A 20,361-nucleotide genomic window follows, 5' to 3' on the forward strand; every position below is an offset into this window, starting at 1 on the left:
TAGTATTCTACCATACAATTGGCAAATGGAATTAAATGCAATTAAATAAAAATCCCTGTATACTTTACAAGCATACAGGGATATAACTTTCTATACGTATGAAATCTTATCTAATACTCCTCAACTTTGACTAACCTAAAATTCTGCGTGAGCTCATCAGAAAAGTTTTGAACAGTTTCTTTCACTTGTCTATCGGCATCTCTAAGATATGGCAAAAGTTCAACAACCTCTCTTATTTCTTCACCAAGTTCGTTCATCATTTTGATAATTTCATTGACACTATCAGTTGCAAATTGCATGGCCGTACTTATCTCCTCGGCAGAGGCGCTTTGTTGTTGACTTGCCGCAGCAAGTGCATGTGCCTTTGAATTTATTTGCTCAGTTAGCTGGTAAATGTTCTCAAAGACTTCCTGGGTGTTCTTCACGCTCTTACTTAATGCTCTCAGAACCTCTCCACTCTTGACAACAGTTGAATTAACTTGCTCCACGCCTTCTTCTATACTCTTAAGTATATTTTGTATCTCAATTGTTGACTTCTTACTTTGTTCGGCAAGTTTTCTTATCTCACCAGCCACGACGGCAAATCCTCTACCCGCTTCTCCAGCTCTTGCTGCTTCAATCGCTGCGTTCAGAGCTAACAAATTAGTTTGCTCTGCGATAGTGTTAATTGTACTTACTATTCTTTCGATCTGCGAGGAATAGCTCATAACCGTCTTAGTTACTTCTATTGATTCCAAAGTTGAATCCATTGTCTTTTCTATTTCTCGAACAAGCTCTTCGATTAAATTAGTAGAAGACTCTATCTTTTCAAAAGTCACATTTGCAAGCATTGAAATCTCCTCGGAACTATCTGCCACATTCTGCGCAGCGCACACGACCTCTTTAACTCCCATATTAGTTCCCTCGACCGATGCTGAAACGGTGTTTGACATCAGAAGCACGTTATCAGAAACAGTTTCTACTCTTTCTATCAACTCATAGATACGTTCGATTACTGCTGAGCCTTTGTTGATTGAGGTCTTTATATTCGTGAATTTATCAAGACTATTGGATAAAGTTACTCTGAGCTTATCTATTGCTTGTGAAATATGCCCAACCAAGACGCCGATTTCATTTTCCGCTGTGACCGGGAACTCAACAGTCAAATCTCCATTCGCAACTCTTGCTATACAATCTTTTGCTACAAACACCTGTTTTTCAACTGTTTTCAACAAAAGAACTACTAAGACGAGTAATACACCAAGTACGAATAACTGGACGAAAAAATTCACCAGGTTAGATCGCGTTTGTTGAGCGATTATAGCGTTAATTGGTACTTTTGAAAGCAAAATAGCGATAGTTTGGTTATTCAAATCTTTGAAATGATGTGCAATGTAAAGCTGTGCATTTTTGATCTCATAATATTTCTCATTTTTTATAAATTTCTGGAGATCTATCTCTTCTGACAATTTTACCTTTTCGTCAGCTCTTATAAAAATTGGCTTATCAAGTCTTCCTTTCTCGTTATAGAGAAGGACAAGTTCGTTTACCCCTTCCAATTCTTTCAAAAATCTTTGATCAATCATGACTCCAACCTCTAAAATGCCGACAAATTCGCCAGATTCTATCGGAGTAAGTTTCCTCAACCCCAAACCACACAGGTCAATTTCATACCCTGTAACGGGCTTTTTCGTCTCAATTAACTTTTTAACAAGTTTTCTCGATGCTACACTATCACCCGACTTATCTATATCGTGCATTCTAAGTAGCACTTTCATATCAGCGGTAGTGATTTGAAGAATACCAAGACCATATTGCCGATAGGTGTCATAAATATGTTCAAGATAATAATGGAGCAACTCTTTGTCGTAGGTGTAGATGGTATTTACTAAGTTCGGGTCATTAACCAGAAAATCCGTCAAAATAGAAAAAATAGGTGACTTACTTTCCACCTTCTCTTTAAGCACGTTAACAACAACCTCATTGTACCTTTCTGACCAATGCTTTATAATCTGATTGGAGAAATATTGGTTTACAAAATACATTACACCAAATGCGATTATTAATATAACAACAAGAAATAACGGTAGGTCCTTCAATCTCACTGTCATAATTCCCAGACCTCCTACTTTTTTTGTTTTAAATTTTATTCTAACTGGAATTTTATGGGGTGGATAAAAAGAAAATATTAAGAAAGGTTAGAATTTTTTTGTAGATTTACTTCCGAAACGTGAGGTAGCAAATCACATCAGTGAGGTAGACATAATCTACATTTAATAAAATGGGGGTAAAGGGGTAAAATGTTTTTTCTATTTCCAAAGCTCATCATAGCTTATCGCGTATCTTTTCAAAATTTCCAAATATTCTTTTGTCTTCTTGAATTGTCTTAATTCCTGCGAAAAAATATCAGCAAGAACCTTCCCACGATGATTCTTAGAAAAAGCAATATAGTAGTATTGAACACCACCATACGCAGGAGACCAATCCACTTCAATGTTTAGTTCTTTCGCTAAATGCTTTCCTACAAGCAAATTAGATATAAAAATATCTATCTTGCCATCTTTGAGAAGTCGGAATCCTACCTCATCAGTGGTCAAGCTAATCTTTTTGAAATCGGCTTTCCAAAACCATTCAGGATAGCCATAACCATCGCAATAACCACACCTCGTATCTTTTGGTATACTCTCCAAAGTCTGAATGTTAATATTTGAACTTTTTAATTTGAAAAGCACAGCTTTACCACTACTGAGAGGCTCAGATGTATAGATTAAAAATTCTGCTCTTTCTTGTGTGAATGAAACACTCATCGTTGCATCGTAAGCTTGAACCTTCATATATTCCAAGCACCGTTGCCATGGAAATGTCAAAAAAACTGGCTTACATCCTATCTTTTGAAAAACGGCTTTGACAACGTCAACGTCAATTCCTACCCAGTCACCTTTTTTTGTATCGTACCATTCATATGGCTTCCAATCGACAAGAAGTATTTCCACAACATTGCCTGGTAAAACGTATTGCTGTAAATTATATTTCTTTATTAAACTCTCTATTACCCCTTTTGAATGAAGACTTCTCAAAGCATTTTCTATCCTCAACACAATCTGCTGACTCACATTTTTTGAAAGAACGATATAATGATAAAACTTACCATTCGTCAAATTCAATGGAATGTACTTTCCCTTAGCTTGATTCACTAAGTATCCAAGAGTTAGCCCTATAGCATACGCAGCATCGATTTCCTTTTTTTCAAGTGCCTTATACAATTCATCTAAGTTTTTGTAAAACACTACTTCTTGTTTTCTTGAAATCTGTGGAATATTTTGAGATGGGATTGTGCCAGCTATAGCTCCAATTTTAACGACGGCTTTTTCAAAAATCTTGTCTTTTGTATTAGCTTCTACGATAAACATCTGTTTTGAAGCATACAATGGGAGCTTTACAAAATTGATTTTCTTTTCAACTTCGGCAGAATGTCCATGCCCAATAAAGATTTGAATCTCATTGTTCTCAAGAGCTTTCCGTATTTCTTCTATAGACTTTAAATCTTTTGCCTTGTACCTAATTTCGATACCTTGCGATTGCAACTCCTTATTGAGTTCTACTAATATATCGTGGCAAAGACCAGAAAGTTCTTTTCCCACAAAGATATACTTTGGTGAAACGTCCTGTGGGTATGTGTAAAGCACCATTGCTCCGAAAGCGGGAATCGAAATACTTAGCAATAAAATTAAGAAAACTATGAAAGACATCAATTGGAAAAAGCGTCGAGCGTTTTGGAAATAATCTGCTCTAATCATACAACCGCCCCCAACCAGCAAAGTGGACAACCTTAACTGAGCCAAACATACCACACGCTGATTCTTTTCTTAGTATCAATTCCACATCACTACTTTCGACAATAGAGCCTCATTCTCTAATCTTTTTGACTCATATCGCGGATTTCTTCGGACCTTACATCCCTTAACTCATCATATATCATGCGAATCACATCGAGTTTTTCCATAAAGATGCGAACGACTTCAGGATCAAAATGCCTACCTGCTTGTTCCTCTATTATCTTGACCGATTCATCAAAGGGGAATGCTTTTTTGTATGGTCGCTCTGTTGTTAACGCATCGAACACATCAGCCACAGCCACAATCCTTCCCTCTATGCTTATCTCTTCTCCCTTTTTGCCAAATGGATAACCGCTCCCATCCCATTTTTCGTGGTGGTCTGCAACGATGTTTATCGCAGTGCGCAGAGCGTCTTTTCCAATGACATCAGAACTACTTTCAACAAATTCCTCGAGTATCCTCATTCCAATAATCACGTGCGTCTTCATAATCGCCCACTCTTTTTCATCGAGTTTGCCAGGCTTAAGCAGTATCCTATCTGGAACACCTATCTTCCCTATATCGTGTAGTGGTGCAAATTGATATATCTCTCTAACAAGTTTTGGTTCTAAACCCAACGCTTCAGCCAAAGTCTTTGAATACAACGCCACTCTTTTTATGTGATTTCCCGTCTCGTTATCCCTGTACTCTGCCAAATTGACTAAGGAGTTGCCAAAGTTTGATATAATACTTTGTATAGATAGCGTGTGATATAACTTAGGTGATAAGTTTAGTGAAATTATATAAAACATCAAACCATCTTCTTCGCTAAAGTGGTTAATCTCTTCGGAAGCTAAGAAAAAGAAACCAATCACTTTTCCATTGACAACGGCAGGTACGGTAAGGTTTGACAAAAAACCTTCTTTAACTATAAGCCTCGAACTCACCGAATTCTCTTTTTGCCTTAGGTCATTAATTATTCTGAATTTAGTGCCATCTTTTGCCATCTTTCCAAGGGAAGTCTCCGATAGTTTTTGTTTAAACCCCTTATCTAAAAGCGGTTTATGATTTTTATCCGAAAAGTAAGCCACTTCTGCTATTATTTCATCATCGTGTATAAGTGCCAACGAGAATCTTCCCGCCTCAAAAAACGAACAGACTTGCTCACCAACGAGGTTTATATAATCCTCTATACTATCCACGTATGGTAGATTCCTAAAATAGTCTATTAAGTCATTTCTTAGATTAGCCTCTTTAATTAATTCATTAAATTCCAGCTCTTCCTTAATCATAACATTGTCTAATGGATTGATTTTACTAATATACATCTTTTCAACCATCTCCCGAAACGTATTTAAAAGCTTTCCAATTAAAGAATTTGCTGTCTTTGTTGTTTTGCGGTAAACAACGAATAGCATAATTATAATGGTGAATAATATAAAAATTACTCCAAGAGCATATCGAAAACTGTGATTGAGATTCTCAGTTTCAACGTTCTGCAAATATATTGCAAAGCTTCTCAACTCTTGGGCTATCGTAGATGAATCTTGCGACTCTAAAGATTCTTTTAACCTTTTTGAATCATATCCATAATATTCCATCTCATCAAATAAATTAACAGCTTTTGAATGGTCAAGCACAGCACTGTTTATCTCTCTGAATGTTTCCTGAATTTGTAAATACTCGCTTTTAGTTTCGATTGCCAATTGGGTAATTCTGAAAAGACTCAGAAAAGACAAAATAACTAAAATGACGAATCCGAAAGTCAAAACTCGAAACATGGCAACTATGGATTTTTTATTCATACTTTTTCTCTGCATTTTAATCACCTCCAATTGTTTAACGTTTCAAGCAGAAGATATTTTTTACTATTTTTTGATTATACCACAAAAATATTTGCTGGCGCCTATTTTTTCTGTTTGAGAAACGCAATTGTGTATTTTTAGAATATGAATACTTAAGCACCTTTTCATTACAACATACATCTTGAAAAACCCAATTACAATCAACTAAAAGCTGGGTAATTAGATAATTTACCCAGCATCATTTTATGCCACTATGCATACCGATTTATGATAGCTTTTAATTTTTAATGCGCTACTGCACACTGGCTTGTGATTCTGGAACTGTCATGGCTGACATTCGCATCACTTGGTTATCCTCAAACTCCACTTTTCTTTCTCCAAGCTATACCTCTAACGTCCAGTCCATTACTTTTCGGCTACTGAGCTTTGCTGACTTCTGATGATTCAGTTACCCATCACTCAAGTTGTCACTCTTGCTGGGTGGATTAAAAAAACCCTTGCAGGTGTTTTCACTGCAAGGGTTTGTGTGTTGTATTATTACTCGTTTATCAAACTTTGAAAAACCTCAATATCTCTTCAAATCGCTTTATCTCAATCTGCACTGTCTTGTTCGCCTCTTCAATCTCTGGAATGGCCTTTCCGATTTCCCTTATCTCTTCTGCCAACTCTTCCATCATTTGCACTATCTCATTTACACTGTTCGTTGCATTTTGCATTGCCGAGCTTATCTCTTCACTCGATGCACTCTGTTCTTGGCTTGCTGCTGCAAGTGATTCTGCTTTGGAGTTTATATCCTGTGCTAATTTGTATATCCTCTCAAACGCCTCTTGCGCTTTTTTAACGCTTTCTCTTGATGTGTTCAACACTTCCGCATTTTGTTTCACTGTTTGGTCTACTTGCTCCACTCCATCTTTTATGTTCTTTAGTATGTTTTGTATATCCGCTGTCGATTTCTTACTTTCTTCGGCAAGCTTCCTAATCTCATCAGCAACAACCGCAAATCCTCTTCCTGCCTCTCCCGCTCTGGCTGCCTCTATTGCGGCATTCAATGCTAATAGATTCGTTTGCTCTGCGATGGAGTTTATCGTATCAACTATCGTTTGAATTTGTGCTGAGTAATTCACAAGTGAACTTGTAACTTCAAGTGACTTTTCAGAGGAGGCTATCGTTTCCTGTATCTTTTCTACAAGTTCCTTTATTACATTCATCGAATTGCTGATTTCGTTGAACGTGGAATTCGTGAGCGAGGAAATCTGCTGCGCGCTGTAAGCAACATTTTGTGCAGCTGCTGCGACCTCTTCAACACCAGAGTTCGTTTCTTCTACAGATGCAGATACGTTCTCTGCAACAGAAACAACCTGTTCAACTGATTGATTTGCTTTCTTGATAATTTCTTTTAGTTTCTCACTAAGCGTTGCATAACTACTTATAGATTGATTTATCGAAACAAAACTATTTTGAACGCTAACAAATGCATTTCTCAATTTCTCAACAGCCTGAGATACCGATTTGACAAGTTCACCAACTTCATTTGACGCACTTACATCAAACCTCACGGTGAGGTCTCCGTTTTCAAACTTTGAAATACCTTCCCTTGCTATCAAAATCTGCTTTATGACCCCTTTCAATAATATTATGGTAATAATTACCAAGATCGCTACAATAACGACATAAACAATTGCGGTGATAATCGTAGATAACCGGTTAATGTTTACAACATCTGCTATGGAAATTCTTGATAATAAAAGTGCTACAGTCTCACCATCGACATCTTTAAAATGGCGAGCGAAGTAGTAATAATTGCCTTTTAAAATGTAATAATCCTCATCTTCAATAAACTTTTTCAAATCTACTTCCTCAGCAATTTTTACATTCTCATTAAGCCTTATAAATTTGGGTTGGTCCAATTTTCCGTTTTCATCAGCTAAGAGAACGAACTCGTTATCGCCATCGAAATGCTCTAACAACGATTCTTTCAAGTAAATTCCTAATTCCGATACACCAACAAGTTCTCCATTATCTATCACAGGTGCAGCTGCCCTTAATGCCAAACCGCTTGTGCCAACATCGTATACAACTACCAGTTGCCTAGTCGACAAAACTTTTCTCAACAGCTTTCTAAAAGAAGCATCGTCGCCAAATTTTTCTGGTTTGTGCATTCTCAAAAATACAGTTAGGTCACTATTGTTGAAATTGTTGAACTGAAAAACTTCAATTCCTTCTTTTTTGTAAGTTTCATAATATGGCTTTAGATATTCATACAGACCTTCTCTATCTTGAGCTTTGAAAAGTTCAATAGCTTGTTCGTCGTTAATCATATCAGAAATGAAAACTTCTAATAATTTCTCTTTTCCTTCAATAAAATGTTCTATATTACGACCAGCCACGTGGACATACTTTTCAAGCCATACTGAGTTGATCCTTTTACTCATAATGTCAGAAACAAGAAAAGTTACAGAAAAGCCGACAATTAAAACAACCATCAGAATCACTGGCAAGTGTTTCAATTTGAGCGAAACCATAAGCTGTCCCTCCCTTTTAGAATATTTTTAATCAACCGTTTTTTAACCAACCGTTTTTTGATGTTGCATCTCCTTACTCGGTTTATATTATAGCAAAAAAAAAAAATTCCAAATAATTTTTCAAATTTCAATTAGTTGTTAAATCAAAGAGATTCTAATCAATTGACACAACAAAACATGTAGTGTAAAATTATGTTGAATTTTGTCGACAAAATTTACAGGACATATTAAGAATTTTCGCTGAAAGGAGGTATTCGGGTGAGCAAAAATATATCTACAGAAAATGTTTTGCCTATTGACAGTGTTGTTGAAATGCACGTAAATGAGAAGTCCAAAAAACGTTTGTTATACCTTACTTCCATCATGTGGATGTTTGATGCTGCCGGTGTGCTTGCCCTATCATTTACATTACCTTCTATCAGTAAAGAGTGGGCACTTAGTGTTCAGCAATCTGCGAACATTCTAAGTTCAACATTTCTTGGTATGCTCGTTGGTGCTTTGAGTGTTGGTTTGGTTGCCGACTTGTTTGGAAGAAAGCTTTCAAATTTAATCTATTTTCTGATGACAATTTTATTTTCAACAGCACTTGGCTTTACAAACTCAGCAAACACCTTTATGTTTTTCCGTTTTCTTGCAGGTATCGGTTACGGTGGTTTGATGCCATCTGTTAATGCTTACTTTGCCGAATTCTTAGGCAAAGCACTCAGGGGTGCTTACCTTGTTTTACTGGAAGCAAGCTGGGCTTTTGGAAGTATACTTATAGGGCTTGTTGCTGTTTTGACAGTTCAAAACAACTGGCGAATAACCTACTGGGTTTTCGCATCGGGACTTTTATTACTTCCAATTCTACTCAAGTTACCTGAATCTCCAAAATTCGCGTTTAAAAAGCATGGGAAGGTTGGCTTAGAAAGGGTATTAAGAATACAGCTAAGAGAAGAAATTGAACCAATCCCTGAAAGTAAAATCACAATATTGGATATCTTAAGAAAACCTTACCTTACTCGAACGCTCATGATTTGGACAAGCTGGTTTGTTGTTAGCTTTGTTTACTATGCATTATTTTCCTGGGCTCCAAAGATATTTGCTCAGCAAGGATTAAGTGCGACAAAATCGCTGTGGTTCACTTTCTTTATGATGGTCGCACAATTGCCTGGTTATCTCTCAGCTGCATACTTTATTGAAAAACTCGGTCGAAAAAAATCACTCATGCTGTATTTCCTTGGTATGGCTGTAACTGCCATTCTTTGGGCATTTGTTTCAAATACTGTTCAGTTAATCATCGTTGCCTTGTTACTTTCATTCTTCACACTCGGTGTTTGGGGGCTGGTGTATGCTTACACACCCGAGTTATACCCAACTTCAATGAGAGGAACTGGAAATGGTATGGCTGGAGTTATTGCAAGGATTGCTGGTATTTTGGCCCCACAGTTTGCCGGTTATATGTTTGCTTTGAATAAATCACTTTTGGAAATCTTCTCTTGGCTTGCTCTTTTATCACTTATCGCGTCGGTTGTTGTTTTGATATTCGGAATTGAGACAAAAAACGCAGAAATCAGCTAATGAAATAAGAAAAATACAAAAATACAAAAATGAAACCTGCCAGCGCAAGCTGGCAGGTTATTATTTCTTTGCTTAATTTCAAGACTATTTGATAACCACAGGTATCAACGTTGCATACGCCTGACCAGGAATGTAAGATTTGAGTATTTCTTCTTGGGTGTATCCTTCTGGGGCAACGATATCAAGCACCCAAGGTGCGTAGTCTTTTGAATCTGATGGGTAACCACCAAGTGTCCATTGTGATGCATTTGGTGTAACCGCCCTTATATGATCCGTTCCAAAACCATCTTGGCTCATTGAAAGTATATAAGCTTTGATGCCTTTCTGGATATCGAGGAATTTCTTGAATACGACGATGTATATTACCTTGTCTGCAGGATCCGCTTCGTATGTTATTGCTTCTGTTATCTCTTTCCCGTCGGCTGTCGCAAAGACTTGACCATAGTCTGGCCAACCTGCAATCTTGATGAAATAGTCCCAAGGTTCCTTGAATTGGACTCTTGCACCTTCTTTGTAAGTATCAGTCCTCCCACCATCTTTTGTGTCAAGGTAAATATTCACAAGTTGGTGTGAAAATCCTTTCGGTGATGCCCATGGATTGGTCATCTCTGCAAATTTAATTGCAAATACGTATGCATCTTCATTTTCGAGCACAGTAACCTCGGTTATATCCCAAAGTCCTTTGTAAGGTGCAAATGCTGGGTCTTTTGGATATGTGTATGTTCCAAAGCCGTAATCATCTCCGACTTTGTCAACGAATTTAGCAATAACATTACCTGAAATCATACTTGGTGTCCTAATAGCAACACCTTCGGTTGGAACTACTTCGTCTTCCCCATCAACAGATACTACAACGAAAACGTTGAACGTTTCTCCACTTTTCACACCGATTATGTCGTAGGGTATTTCGAATTCTACCACTTCATCAACAGCAGTCTTAAATGGATTCGCTTGAAGAACCCATGTATTGTCTCCCATGGCTGCAAAGAATGAACCACGTTTTCTTACTGGGTATGTTTTCATATTTATAGAAAATCTGAAGCCAACTTTTTTGGTAAGTTCCGTTCCGTTGTAGGTCTTTGTATTTGCAGAAGTCATTCTCGGAGAATCGGTATATACTTCAACAAGAATATTCTGGTTGAGGTAATCTTTTGCAGGTTTATCAAGCTCTACTGCAACGTAAAACGCTGACGATGTTCTTGCTACATATGCTCCTTTGAAAATTGCTGTTGCCTCAAAGTAAGCTGTAGCTTTTTCTACATCAGTGAGTTTACCATCAACTGAGTACTCAACTGACCTCACAATGTTTTCTTTTGGCATTTCAACTTTCTTTTCTTCCGCTTCCAACTGGACTCTTGGTGCCCCTACTTTCAGCAGACCATCTTCTTTCCAAACTTCGAATACCCCGTTCTTTCCGCCAAATCCATCATCTACATATGCTGGTGCATTTGGGTCAGTTACCCAATCTTTTCCATCGACTACGAACTTGTATTGATAAACACCAGGTGTCAACTCAAGGACAGCTTCCCACCAACCATCGCCTGCACTGTAGCACTCTGTATCCGATGAACTCCAGTTATTGAACGAGCCAGCAATGAAGACATATTTCGCATCTGGTTTATAAAAGCGGATGACAACATACACGTTTTCCTCAATAGAGAAATTCTCCTCTCTTTCTTCGTTAATTTCAATCTTTCCAGCGATATCGGGAGCAGGAGCCACTATAACCAACTTTCCATCCTTAAGAGCAAGTGTAAATACACCATTCTTTCCACCAAAGCCATCGTCTGTGTAACCTGGCGCATCAGGGTCTTCTTTCCAAACCTTACCACCATCGATAACAAATTTGTACTGGTAAGTCCCCGGTTTCAACTCAAGTTCCGTAATCCATGTGTCGCCTTCTCTTCTCATTGGGTTGGCTGTGGTCGACCAGTTGTTAAATGTCCCAGCAAGATGGACCGTATTCGCTTGTGGATAGGTGAATGTGAAAATAACCTTGTTCCCCTCAACTTTTAAAGCCGCAAGTGAAAGAACGCTAATCAAGAGCGCAAAAACTACCAATCTTTTCACCCAAGCCATGCGTATCCCTCCTTTTTTTGAGGTGTGTAGCAGATATTCACTTCCGGTGTATATTTTCTCATAAAATCCTGGTTATGTTTCTCTTGTTGGAAAAGTTTCCAAGCATAAAATCAAAATTAAAAGCGTCGCACTAAGGCGACGCTTTTGCTCACTCTACCCTCTCCACTTCAACTTTCTCAAGCAATTTTTCCACATCGGATTTTCTGCACAGCCTTGTTCCAGGTGTCATAACCGCTGCGGTTCCTGCAGCATTTGCCCATCGCAACGCTTCTTCGTCAGATGCACCTTCTGTTTTCTTCAACACAAACCCAGCAAGGAAAGAATCACCAGCACCAACTGCACTTTTAACGGGAACTTTTATAGTTTTGGTATATAAAACCTTTTCATTAGAAATAAAGTATGCACCTTCACCGCCAAGAGTTAAAAGAATAGCCTTCAGTTCATGGATTTCTATAACCTTTCTTGCTTCTGAGATAATTTCTTCTCTGGAAGATACATGTTTGCCTATCAGTCTTTGAAACTCGTGTAAATTCGGCTTAATGTAATCCGGTTGACCTATCAACCCAGCTTTTAGTTTATCCCCATCAGCGTCAAAATAAACAGTTGCTCCCCATTGTTTTAGTGTAAATATTATGCCCGTATAGAACTCAGCTGCAACTCCTTTAGGGAGGCTACCTGACACTACAACAACATCCCCTTGACGCACTAAGGCGTTAAGCACTTCCAAAACAACTTGTAATTTCTTCACGCCTATTTTTTCACCAGGCATACTTATTCGATATTGTCCTTTGCTCGTTTCTAAGATTATATTCATTCTTGTCTCTTGAGGAACGCGTATGGATGAGTATATGACACCTTCTTTGTCAAGCATCTCTTCAAGCCTTCTACCATTATCTCCTCCAACAAGTGCAATGGCTATCGATACACCTCCAAGCTCTTTAATCACTCGCGAGACATCGATACCTTTACCCGCTGGGTAATCAACAACTTTCTTTGCTCGAATTGTATCATCGACAACAAGGTCATCAACGTAAATATACCTATCAAGGCAGGGGTTCATAGTTAAAGTAAATATCATTAGAACCACCTCTTTAATTCAAGAAGTTGTTTTCTACTATTTTACCACAAGAATTTAAGATTTTTACAGGTATCTCGTCGTTTTTGCTCATTTAGGTGGTATAATATTTACATGGCAATCCACTTCGTGAGAGGTTGGTATAATGGGGTTCCTAAGACCAGGTAATTGGAAATTTCTAATTTTTCTTTTGACAAGTATCATTTCTTTCATAATAGGGATTAACTATTACATCTATACTGAAGACGAAAACCTAAAAAAGTTCGCACGTACAGCTTTTGAAAATGAGGCGTTAAATATTTCATTTGCATATTTCCAATGGACGGAGCTTTATGATGCACTGAAGAACAACGACCACGATTTTATCAATAACGTCAAAAAAGATATAAAACAAGAATTCCCATACGTGAATTATGTAGAATTCTATTCTGGTCATCCGCCAACTGATTATTTTGAAATCACATCAGAAGGCACTCAGCTTTTAATACACTTTAAGATTTTGGACTCATTCGGTAATTCGTATTTACCTGATAAATTTGCTGTTGTCAAATTAGATGCAAGCCATATCCTCGAAAAGTATCAGATAAAAGGGATTAAAATCTCTTCTGGTGATAGAGCACTATCAAGAGACTTTGTCTATGGTTTAAAATACGAAAGACTTTTGACTATTAAAGAAATATCCCTAATACTGCTCTTTTTGACTTTAATTGTATCAATTATGTTATTTGTAAACGAGTTCAAAACACGAAAATTGTTAAAGATAGAAGAAACATTAAATAAATCCCTCGAAGCTATAGCCGAAATGACCCAAGGACTTCTCAAGGGAATTCTTGCTCCGAGTTATCAATTCATACTTGAAAAAGCTGTCGAAATTATCCCGGGTGCACAAGCTGGTTCTGTTTTAATCAAAAACGGAGATTACTACGAATTTGCTGCGTGTGTAGGTTACGATTTTACTCAGTTATCGAAGGTCAAATTCAAACCTGAAGAACTTGCACAAAACATTGACGGACAGGTAAAGATTATCACCCGTCTTGATAAATTTGATTCAGAAAAGATTATGGACGAACGTCAAGAAATACTTGTGAAATACGGAAGAATCTCGGAAATCAAAGCTATGCTCTCTGTTCCGATAATTGTGGAAAATGAGGCAGTAGCTTTCTTCAACCTTGATAATTTTGAAAATGAAAATGCCTTTAACGAATTTTCCATAAGAATAGCTACTGTTTTTGCCAATCAAGTTGGGGTTGTTTTTGAAAGGATAAAACTTGAAAAGGAGCTACAAAAACAGAAGGAATATCTTGAATACCTCTCTTTGAGAGACCCGCTCACCAATCTTCCCAATAGAAGAGCTCTTGAAACGGAAGCGGAAAGAATGTTTGCATTAGCGAACAGAGAAGGTAAACAGGTGTGCTTGATATATGTTGATTTAAAAAACTTCAAACCAGTTAACGATAGATTAGGGCACAAAGTTGGAGATTACGTTATTACCGTGGTCGCACAGAGACTATCTTCTGTGGCCCGTAAAAGTGATTTCATAGCGAGAGTTGGAGGGGATGAATTCGTCTATTTACTTTACGATTGTAAAGAATACATACAGTTTGTTGAAAGAGTTATCAAGGAACTTGAAAAACCGATAGATTATCAGGGTAACACGTTAAATGTATCCGCAAATTTCGGCATTGCAATTTACCCAAAAGATGCAACATCCTTTGGTGATTTATTACTAAAAGCCGATGTTGCAATGTATTATGCAAAAAATAACGGACTGTATTTTTACCTTGCCTCAAATTTGAATGTTTGAGCTTTTAAAACCTTCAAACCTTCCGGTGTTTTTATAAACATTCCGTGAAGAGTGAGGGCATACTTCGATGTGACTTCCCACTTTTACTCGGTGATTCATAACCTTGTTGAGCTCTTATTTGCAACACCTATAAAATTAGTCTTAACTTATTGACTTATACTATAGTTAATGTTAGAATTTGATGTGCAGTATGGTTAAATTCATTGTTATTTTCCGGCGATTCAATGGTAGGTGAACAGATATGGAGCAGAAGAAAAGTTTAAAGATAACCGGGATGACTTGTGCAAATTGTGCAAGGATAGTTGAAAAGTCTTTGTTGAAAGTTGATGGAGTTAAGTTTGCCGCTGTGAACCTAGCAACAAATACTGCTTTTGTTGTTTTAGAAAAAGATATACCTGATGAAGTTCTTCAAAAAGCTGTAGAAAGTGTTGGTTACGGGGTTTCAAACGAACCTATTGAAGCCATTGAAGAAAAAAGGCTTAAGAGAATTAAAAGGAATACGTATATTTCTCTCGCAATTACTATACCACTTATGTTCATCATGTTCTTCCACATGTCGGGAAAACACATTCCGTTTTTCAAAGAGTTGGAATTAATTTTCTCGGCGATTGTGATTTTCTATGCAGGGAGAGATACCATTCGCGGTGCAACAATTGCACTTTTGCACAAACATTCGAATATGGACACTTTGATATTTTTCGGAGCTGTAACCGCATGGCTAACGAATGTAATCACTTACTTTGGTTTATCTATACACCCATTTGGCACAATCGGTGCAATGATAGTTTCTCTTCATCTTGTAGGAAGATATATAGAATCTTCTCTAAGGGACAAAGCTTCAAAACAGGTCAAGGAATTGTTATCACTGCAGTCGAAAGAGGCAAGAATAATTACAGATAAAGGCGAAGTAATGGTTCCCATCGAGGTAGTTAAAGAAGGACAACTGGTTCTTGTTAAACCTGGTGAAAGAATACCAGCTGACGGAATAATCGTTGAAGGTTATTCTTCTGTTGACGAATCTATGATAACTGGTGAATCTCTACCTGTTGAAAAAGGGATAAACGATGAAGTAGTTGGCGGGTCTTTGAACTTGACAGGTGTTCTGAAGATTAAGGTTACAAGAGTTGGTGAAGATACGTTCTTATCCAAGATGATTTCTCTTGTTCAGGAGGCACAGGGCGCAAAGGTTCCAATACAACAACTTGCAGATAGGATAACGAATTATTTTGTTCCAACAATTATCAGCTTAGCACTTCTGAGTGCATTTTTGTGGTATTTCAATTTTGATTTTTTAAGCAACTTAACGCATTCTATACGCATGACGTTACCATGGTCATTGCATGAAGTTGATAGGCTTTCGTTTTCTATTTTTGTCTTCTTAACAACAGTTGTAATTGCATGTCCGTGTGCATTGGGACTCGCAACACCGATGGCTTTGATAGTTGGGACGTCACTCGCGGCAAAGAAAGGGCTCTTGATAAAAAATGCAGAAGCAATACAAACGGTTAGAAATGTAGGATACGTCCTTTTTGACAAAACTGGAACGATAACACACGGGAAACCGCGTGTAGTAGTTCAGAATCTACCGGATGATGAAACTAAGAAAATTAAAAAAATCATACAATTATCAACTCATCCTCTCTCTAAAGCAATTGCAGAGCATTTTGCCACTGTTGACATAATTGGTACAACAAATTCATCTGAGACCGTCGAAGAATTTGAAGAAATACACGGCAAAGGTTTGAAAGCAAAGATTGGAGCTGATGAATATTTCATTGGAAAACCAAAGGATGTGACAAATTACGAAGAGTATACTTCCAAGGGAATGTCTATTGTCGAAGTTCGTAGAAACGATATAATCATTGGTTTCTTTGCACTGGAGGATACTGTTCGTGAAGATTCAAAAAGAGCTATCGAGGAGCTTAAATCACATGGTATAATACCCGTGATGGTAACTGGTGATAACGAAAAAACCGCAACGCATGTTGCAAAAATCGTTGGTATAGACGTACTCTATGCAAACGTAAAACCAGAAGAGAAAATGGACATTGTAAGAAAATACCAAGCAACGGGTAAAAAAGTTGTTATGGTTGGTGATGGTATTAACGACGCCGCCGCTTTAAAAGCTGCAGATATTGGTGTTGCCATCGGAAGTGGTAGTGATTTAGCTATAGATAGTGCGGATATCATAATAACAAAGGGTGGGATATCTAAAGTTTCGGATGTAATATCGATATCAAAGGCTACATTCAGCGCAATTAAGACTAACCTCTTGTTTGCATTTTTGTATAACGTGGTAGCTATACCTTTGGCAATGATTGGGCTTTTACACCCAGCTATTGCAGAAGGAGCCATGGCAATGAGTTCAATAACAGTAATTCTCAATTCTATGAACATCCGAAAGAAATTCAAAAGCGAAAACTGAAGGAGGGTTAAAGATGGCACAGTATTTATTGAAAGTCCCTGATATTTCTTGTAACCACTGCAAAATGAGGATTTCAAAAGCACTTGAGGAAATTGGTGAAACCAATTTCGAAGTTAGAGTTGCTCAGAAAGAAATCATCATCGAAACGGACAACATCGAAAGAGTTGTGCAAAAGCTCGAGGAAATTGATTATCCTGTAGAATCGGCAACCATCATGTAATCAATGCCAAGAAATCTAGACAGGAGCACAGTTAAAGATGGGCGAATGTGTTGAACGCGAAAAAAAGTACCTTATTAGTGAAGAAAAAGCCCAGAAACTTAAAGCAATTTCCAAATGGAAACTAGGAGTAGTCCAGTGGTATTTGTTGGACTGCTCCTTTTTTGATTTTGCCGGAGATAAGAATATCAAAAATTGCCGTATCAGATACATGGTTGATGAAACAGGAAACGAAAAATGGATTGTGGCTTCTAAATCTGAGTTGATGGAAGGTTTCAAAAGGATTGAAGAAGAATATGAAATAAGACCTAACGAAGCTCTATGGAACGCTTTGACAAGAATTCCCGTCGCTGTGAAGGTAAGATATTTTATTAGCGAAAAACCTGTCGAAATCGTGTTAGATGAATTTGTGGAACTTGAAAAGCCCTACAACGTATCCGTCCAATACCTTGTTGAAATAGAAACAGATGAAGATTTCGAAATATATGAAAAAGAATACGAACTTGGCAACGGTCTTAACTACGAAGAATTTGATAAGTACACAAACAAAAATATAGCTATCGTAAGTTCCATTCCTCCAAGATTAATCGTTGAAAAAATCCGTCAAATAATGGGTGTTAGTAGATTTAAGAGGATGCGTCGAAAAGACAGAGAACTTTCAATCGAAAAAGCTCTTGAAATAATAGAAAGAGGTGAATATGGCGTGCTTTCAACATTCGATGGGGAATACCCATACGGAGTGCCTGTTAATTATGTATATAAAGACGGAGTGATATATATCCATTGCGCACTGGAGGGCAAAAAACTTGAGAATATATCAAAACATCCAAAAGTTAGCTTCAGTGTAGTTACAAAATCAAAAATCTTGCCAGAAAAATTGACAACTGCGTATGAAAGTGTAGTCGCATTCGGCACTGCAGAATTAGTAGAAGGTCCCGAAAAAAAAGTTGCGATTTACGAACTTGTTAAGAAGTATTCGCCTCAATTTGCCGAAAAATACAAAATAAGTGATCCAGTCGATGGAAATGGAGAAGACCAAGAGTGTAAAAACGCAGGTGTTATAAAGATTGTCTTAGAACATATTACAGGAAAATCTCGCGTTGAGTAACGGGGTTGATAAGGTATGGTTATACCAATCATTGTTTCGATAATTATTATCAGCTCTATAATTGAAATATTAGTCATATACCAATTGTCTAAGAGCAGACAAAGTAAACGAAAAGAGTACATAGAAAGTCTTGGGTATAAATATATTGGGTCTGATAAAGAATTTGAAAGCTCTGTATTAAAGGGCGTAGTGAAAACTAATCCAGTTTTAAGATGGTTATCGGTTAGAATAAACCATGTATTTACATACGAAGACACCGAAGAGAAACGCTTTTATTTTGAAATGTACGTCTCTAATAGATATTATTCTCAGAAATATTTCTGCATGTTGCTTAAAGATATTACTCTGTCTATCCCAACTTCTCAGTTTGCAATCGTACCCCGCGGCTTTTTAAAGGTGTTTATTCCTAAGGAAGATGCATTTCTAAGGCAATTTATCATAAAACCTAAGCATGTAGTTGATAATCTTCCTTACGATTTGAAAGAACAGTTGATAAGATTTAGTTCTGTTGGTATTATGTACAAAGATAAAGAATTGCTCATCTCGAAAGCGTACAGCCACAAAGAGCTTCCAATAGAGGCACTTAAATTATGCGAAGAAGTGTACCAACACATTAAGACAAGCCTGCAAGTGCATTGATAATTTGGTAAGATAACTCAATAACTCATAACTTAACGCTCCGGTTCTATCCCGGAGCGTTGTATTTTAAGTCATTTCTCAGCTTCTTTGCTTCTTCACATTCTCTTCAATGAATTTCTGTATATTCTTGCTATTACTTCTCTTTCTGCATTAATTGGTGCAACGCTTAATAGTAATCCAAGAGACGGTGTTGTCATAGCAAGCTCTGTAAGTTTTTCAACATGTCCTCCGTTGAAGCCAACATCTTCAAGTTTTTCTGTTACTCCCATGTTAAAGAGCCAGTCTTCAATTCCCTTTGCTATTTTTTCTGCTTCTTTTGGTTTTCCTTCAAGACCTGGGACTATCGGTTCGAAGACTTCTGCGAGAATCTCGGCAACAGATGGGTAAATTTCTTTCACGACCGCCGGAAGTAGCATTGCAAGTCCAAGCCCGTGCGCAAGGTCTGGTTTTACTGCGCTAAGTGGGTGTTCAAGTGCGTGTGTGAAGTGAAGTAGTCCGTTGTCGAAAGAAATACCTGCGATAGCCGATGCGTAAAGTAGCCAATATCTTGCATTGAGGTCGTTCGGATTACTAAGTGCTTGTGGCAAGTATGTTGCAATAAGTCTCACGGTTTCTTTTGCTAGGAGTATGGAATATGGATTTCTTGCAAGCGTTGTCGAAGCTTCTGTAATATGATTAAGCGCATCGATAGTTGTGTAAAGTGTTTGTTTGTATGGGAGTGTAACCATTAGTTGAGGGTCATCGATAGAAAAGAGAGGGTATATGCAGTCGTATGCTATCGCCGGTTTGTATTCTTTCTCAAGTATCGAGGCAACAGCGAATCTGTCCACTTCCGTTCCAGTGCCATGCGTTGTGTTAATAGCGATAATCGGCTTAGCCTTTTCCGGGGTGAATTTTCCTTCGTAAAGTTCCGCTCCAGTTTTGCCTTCGTATTCCAAAAGCACTGCAACACTTTTTGCCGTGTCTATCGGACTACCTCCACCTATACCAAACACCACTTGTGCACCAAATTCCTTTCCAAGCTTCGTTGCTTCATCAATCTGGTCAACGGTTGGGTTTGGTGTGACTTTATCATATAGGACGTATTCTATGCCAAATTCATTGAAGTACTTTGTTACAACATCCCATGCTCCTGTAACCTTGTATGCAACAGGGTCTGTTATAACAATTGCCTTTTTCATCCCATGTTTTGAAAGATACTCAGAAATATCCCTTATTTTATCTATCGCGCCTACACCAAAATAACACGTTGTTTTGCATCTTAACTCAAATACGTTGTAGATGTTTACCTTCTTTTCAAACATGCTCCGTACCTCCTTGTTTTTCAAAGTGA

At 37.6% G+C, this 20,361-nt stretch carries 13 protein-coding genes; 6 read left to right on the forward strand and 7 right to left on the reverse strand.

Annotated elements, in window-relative coordinates; all coding sequences use genetic code 11:
* Positions 1 to 110: 110 nt before the first annotated feature.
* The 4 genes from AC3M61_RS03090 to AC3M61_RS03105 form a co-directional block, all read right to left on the reverse strand.
* The gene (locus AC3M61_RS03090; RefSeq protein WP_029683924.1) at positions 111 to 2,090 is read right to left on the reverse strand and encodes a methyl-accepting chemotaxis protein; all 1,980 of its coding nucleotides are present in this window, start codon (positions 2,088 to 2,090) and stop codon (positions 111 to 113) included.
* Positions 2,091 to 2,288: 198 nt separating this feature from the next.
* The gene (locus AC3M61_RS03095; protein WP_029683923.1) at positions 2,289 to 3,776 is read right to left on the reverse strand and encodes a transporter substrate-binding domain-containing protein; all 1,488 of its coding nucleotides are present in this window, start codon (positions 3,774 to 3,776) and stop codon (positions 2,289 to 2,291) included.
* Between the two features lie 116 nt (positions 3,777 to 3,892).
* On the reverse strand, positions 3,893 to 5,614 hold the full coding sequence (locus AC3M61_RS03100; RefSeq protein ID WP_500779451.1) for an HD domain-containing phosphohydrolase: 1,722 nt from the start codon (positions 5,612 to 5,614) through the stop codon (positions 3,893 to 3,895).
* A 533-nt stretch (positions 5,615 to 6,147) separates the two neighbouring features.
* Positions 6,148 to 8,121 carry a methyl-accepting chemotaxis protein gene (locus AC3M61_RS03105; protein ID WP_500779452.1) on the reverse strand — a complete coding sequence of 658 codons (1,974 nt, stop codon included), beginning with the start codon at positions 8,119 to 8,121 and terminating at the stop codon, positions 6,148 to 6,150.
* Positions 8,122 to 8,433: 312 nt separating this feature from the next.
* On the opposite strand from AC3M61_RS03105, the gene AC3M61_RS03110 reads away from it, so the two are divergent.
* The gene (locus AC3M61_RS03110; protein ID WP_500779492.1) at positions 8,434 to 9,681 is read left to right on the forward strand and encodes an MFS transporter; all 1,248 of its coding nucleotides are present in this window, start codon (positions 8,434 to 8,436) and stop codon (positions 9,679 to 9,681) included.
* 84 nt (positions 9,682 to 9,765) lie between these two features.
* Here AC3M61_RS03110 and AC3M61_RS03115 read toward each other — a convergent pair whose 3' ends face one another.
* Entirely contained in the window at positions 9,766 to 11,760 is a 1,995-nt protein-coding gene (locus tag AC3M61_RS03115) for a glucodextranase DOMON-like domain-containing protein (protein ID WP_500779453.1), read from the reverse strand.
* A gap of 148 nt (positions 11,761 to 11,908) precedes the next feature.
* On the reverse strand, positions 11,909 to 12,838 hold the full coding sequence (locus tag AC3M61_RS03120) for a 1-phosphofructokinase family hexose kinase (RefSeq protein ID WP_500779454.1): 930 nt from the start codon (positions 12,836 to 12,838) through the stop codon (positions 11,909 to 11,911).
* 142 nt (positions 12,839 to 12,980) lie between these two features.
* Between AC3M61_RS03120 and AC3M61_RS03125 the strand changes: the two genes are divergently transcribed.
* From AC3M61_RS03125 to AC3M61_RS03145, 5 genes are all read left to right on the forward strand, one after another.
* Positions 12,981 to 14,639 carry a sensor domain-containing diguanylate cyclase gene (locus AC3M61_RS03125; protein ID WP_500779455.1) on the forward strand — a complete coding sequence of 553 codons (1,659 nt, stop codon included), beginning with the start codon at positions 12,981 to 12,983 and terminating at the stop codon, positions 14,637 to 14,639.
* Positions 14,640 to 14,880: 241 nt separating this feature from the next.
* The gene (locus tag AC3M61_RS03130) at positions 14,881 to 17,064 is read left to right on the forward strand and encodes a heavy metal translocating P-type ATPase (protein WP_500779456.1); all 2,184 of its coding nucleotides are present in this window, start codon (positions 14,881 to 14,883) and stop codon (positions 17,062 to 17,064) included.
* 13 nt (positions 17,065 to 17,077) lie between these two features.
* The gene (locus AC3M61_RS03135) at positions 17,078 to 17,284 is read left to right on the forward strand and encodes a heavy-metal-associated domain-containing protein (protein WP_500779457.1); all 207 of its coding nucleotides are present in this window, start codon (positions 17,078 to 17,080) and stop codon (positions 17,282 to 17,284) included.
* A gap of 37 nt (positions 17,285 to 17,321) precedes the next feature.
* The gene (locus tag AC3M61_RS03140) at positions 17,322 to 18,389 is read left to right on the forward strand and encodes a pyridoxamine 5'-phosphate oxidase family protein (protein ID WP_500779458.1); all 1,068 of its coding nucleotides are present in this window, start codon (positions 17,322 to 17,324) and stop codon (positions 18,387 to 18,389) included.
* Between the two features lie 15 nt (positions 18,390 to 18,404).
* Complete coding sequence (locus tag AC3M61_RS03145) at positions 18,405 to 19,028, forward strand: hypothetical protein (protein WP_500779459.1); 624 nt, start codon at positions 18,405 to 18,407, stop codon at positions 19,026 to 19,028.
* 95 nt (positions 19,029 to 19,123) lie between these two features.
* On the opposite strand, the gene AC3M61_RS03150 is transcribed toward AC3M61_RS03145, so the two are convergent.
* On the reverse strand, positions 19,124 to 20,332 hold the full coding sequence (locus AC3M61_RS03150; protein ID WP_500779460.1) for an iron-containing alcohol dehydrogenase: 1,209 nt from the start codon (positions 20,330 to 20,332) through the stop codon (positions 19,124 to 19,126).
* Positions 20,333 to 20,361: the final 29 nt, after the last annotated feature.

The organism is Fervidobacterium sp. (assembly GCF_059913585.1).

Excerpts from the sequence above, each read along its gene's own strand:
- AC3M61_RS03090 (WP_029683924.1), bottom strand. The coding sequence starts at position 2,090 with ATGACAGTGAGATTGAAGGACCTACCGTTATTTCTTGTTGTTATATTA.
- AC3M61_RS03095 (WP_029683923.1), bottom strand. The coding sequence starts at position 3,776 with ATGATTAGAGCAGATTATTTCCAAAACGCTCGACGCTTTTTCCAATTG.
- AC3M61_RS03100 (WP_500779451.1), bottom strand. The coding sequence starts at position 5,614 with ATGCAGAGAAAAAGTATGAATAAAAAATCCATAGTTGCCATGTTTCGA.
- AC3M61_RS03105 (WP_500779452.1), bottom strand. The coding sequence starts at position 8,121 with ATGGTTTCGCTCAAATTGAAACACTTGCCAGTGATTCTGATGGTTGTT.
- AC3M61_RS03110 (WP_500779492.1), top strand. The coding sequence starts at position 8,434 with ATGCACGTAAATGAGAAGTCCAAAAAACGTTTGTTATACCTTACTTCC.
- AC3M61_RS03115 (WP_500779453.1), bottom strand. The coding sequence starts at position 11,760 with ATGGCTTGGGTGAAAAGATTGGTAGTTTTTGCGCTCTTGATTAGCGTT.
- AC3M61_RS03120 (WP_500779454.1), bottom strand. The coding sequence starts at position 12,838 with ATGATATTTACTTTAACTATGAACCCCTGCCTTGATAGGTATATTTAC.
- AC3M61_RS03125 (WP_500779455.1), top strand. The coding sequence starts at position 12,981 with ATGGGGTTCCTAAGACCAGGTAATTGGAAATTTCTAATTTTTCTTTTG.
- AC3M61_RS03130 (WP_500779456.1), top strand. The coding sequence starts at position 14,881 with ATGGAGCAGAAGAAAAGTTTAAAGATAACCGGGATGACTTGTGCAAAT.
- AC3M61_RS03135 (WP_500779457.1), top strand. The coding sequence starts at position 17,078 with ATGGCACAGTATTTATTGAAAGTCCCTGATATTTCTTGTAACCACTGC.
- AC3M61_RS03140 (WP_500779458.1), top strand. The coding sequence starts at position 17,322 with ATGGGCGAATGTGTTGAACGCGAAAAAAAGTACCTTATTAGTGAAGAA.
- AC3M61_RS03145 (WP_500779459.1), top strand. The coding sequence starts at position 18,405 with ATGGTTATACCAATCATTGTTTCGATAATTATTATCAGCTCTATAATT.
- AC3M61_RS03150 (WP_500779460.1), bottom strand. The coding sequence starts at position 20,332 with ATGTTTGAAAAGAAGGTAAACATCTACAACGTATTTGAGTTAAGATGC.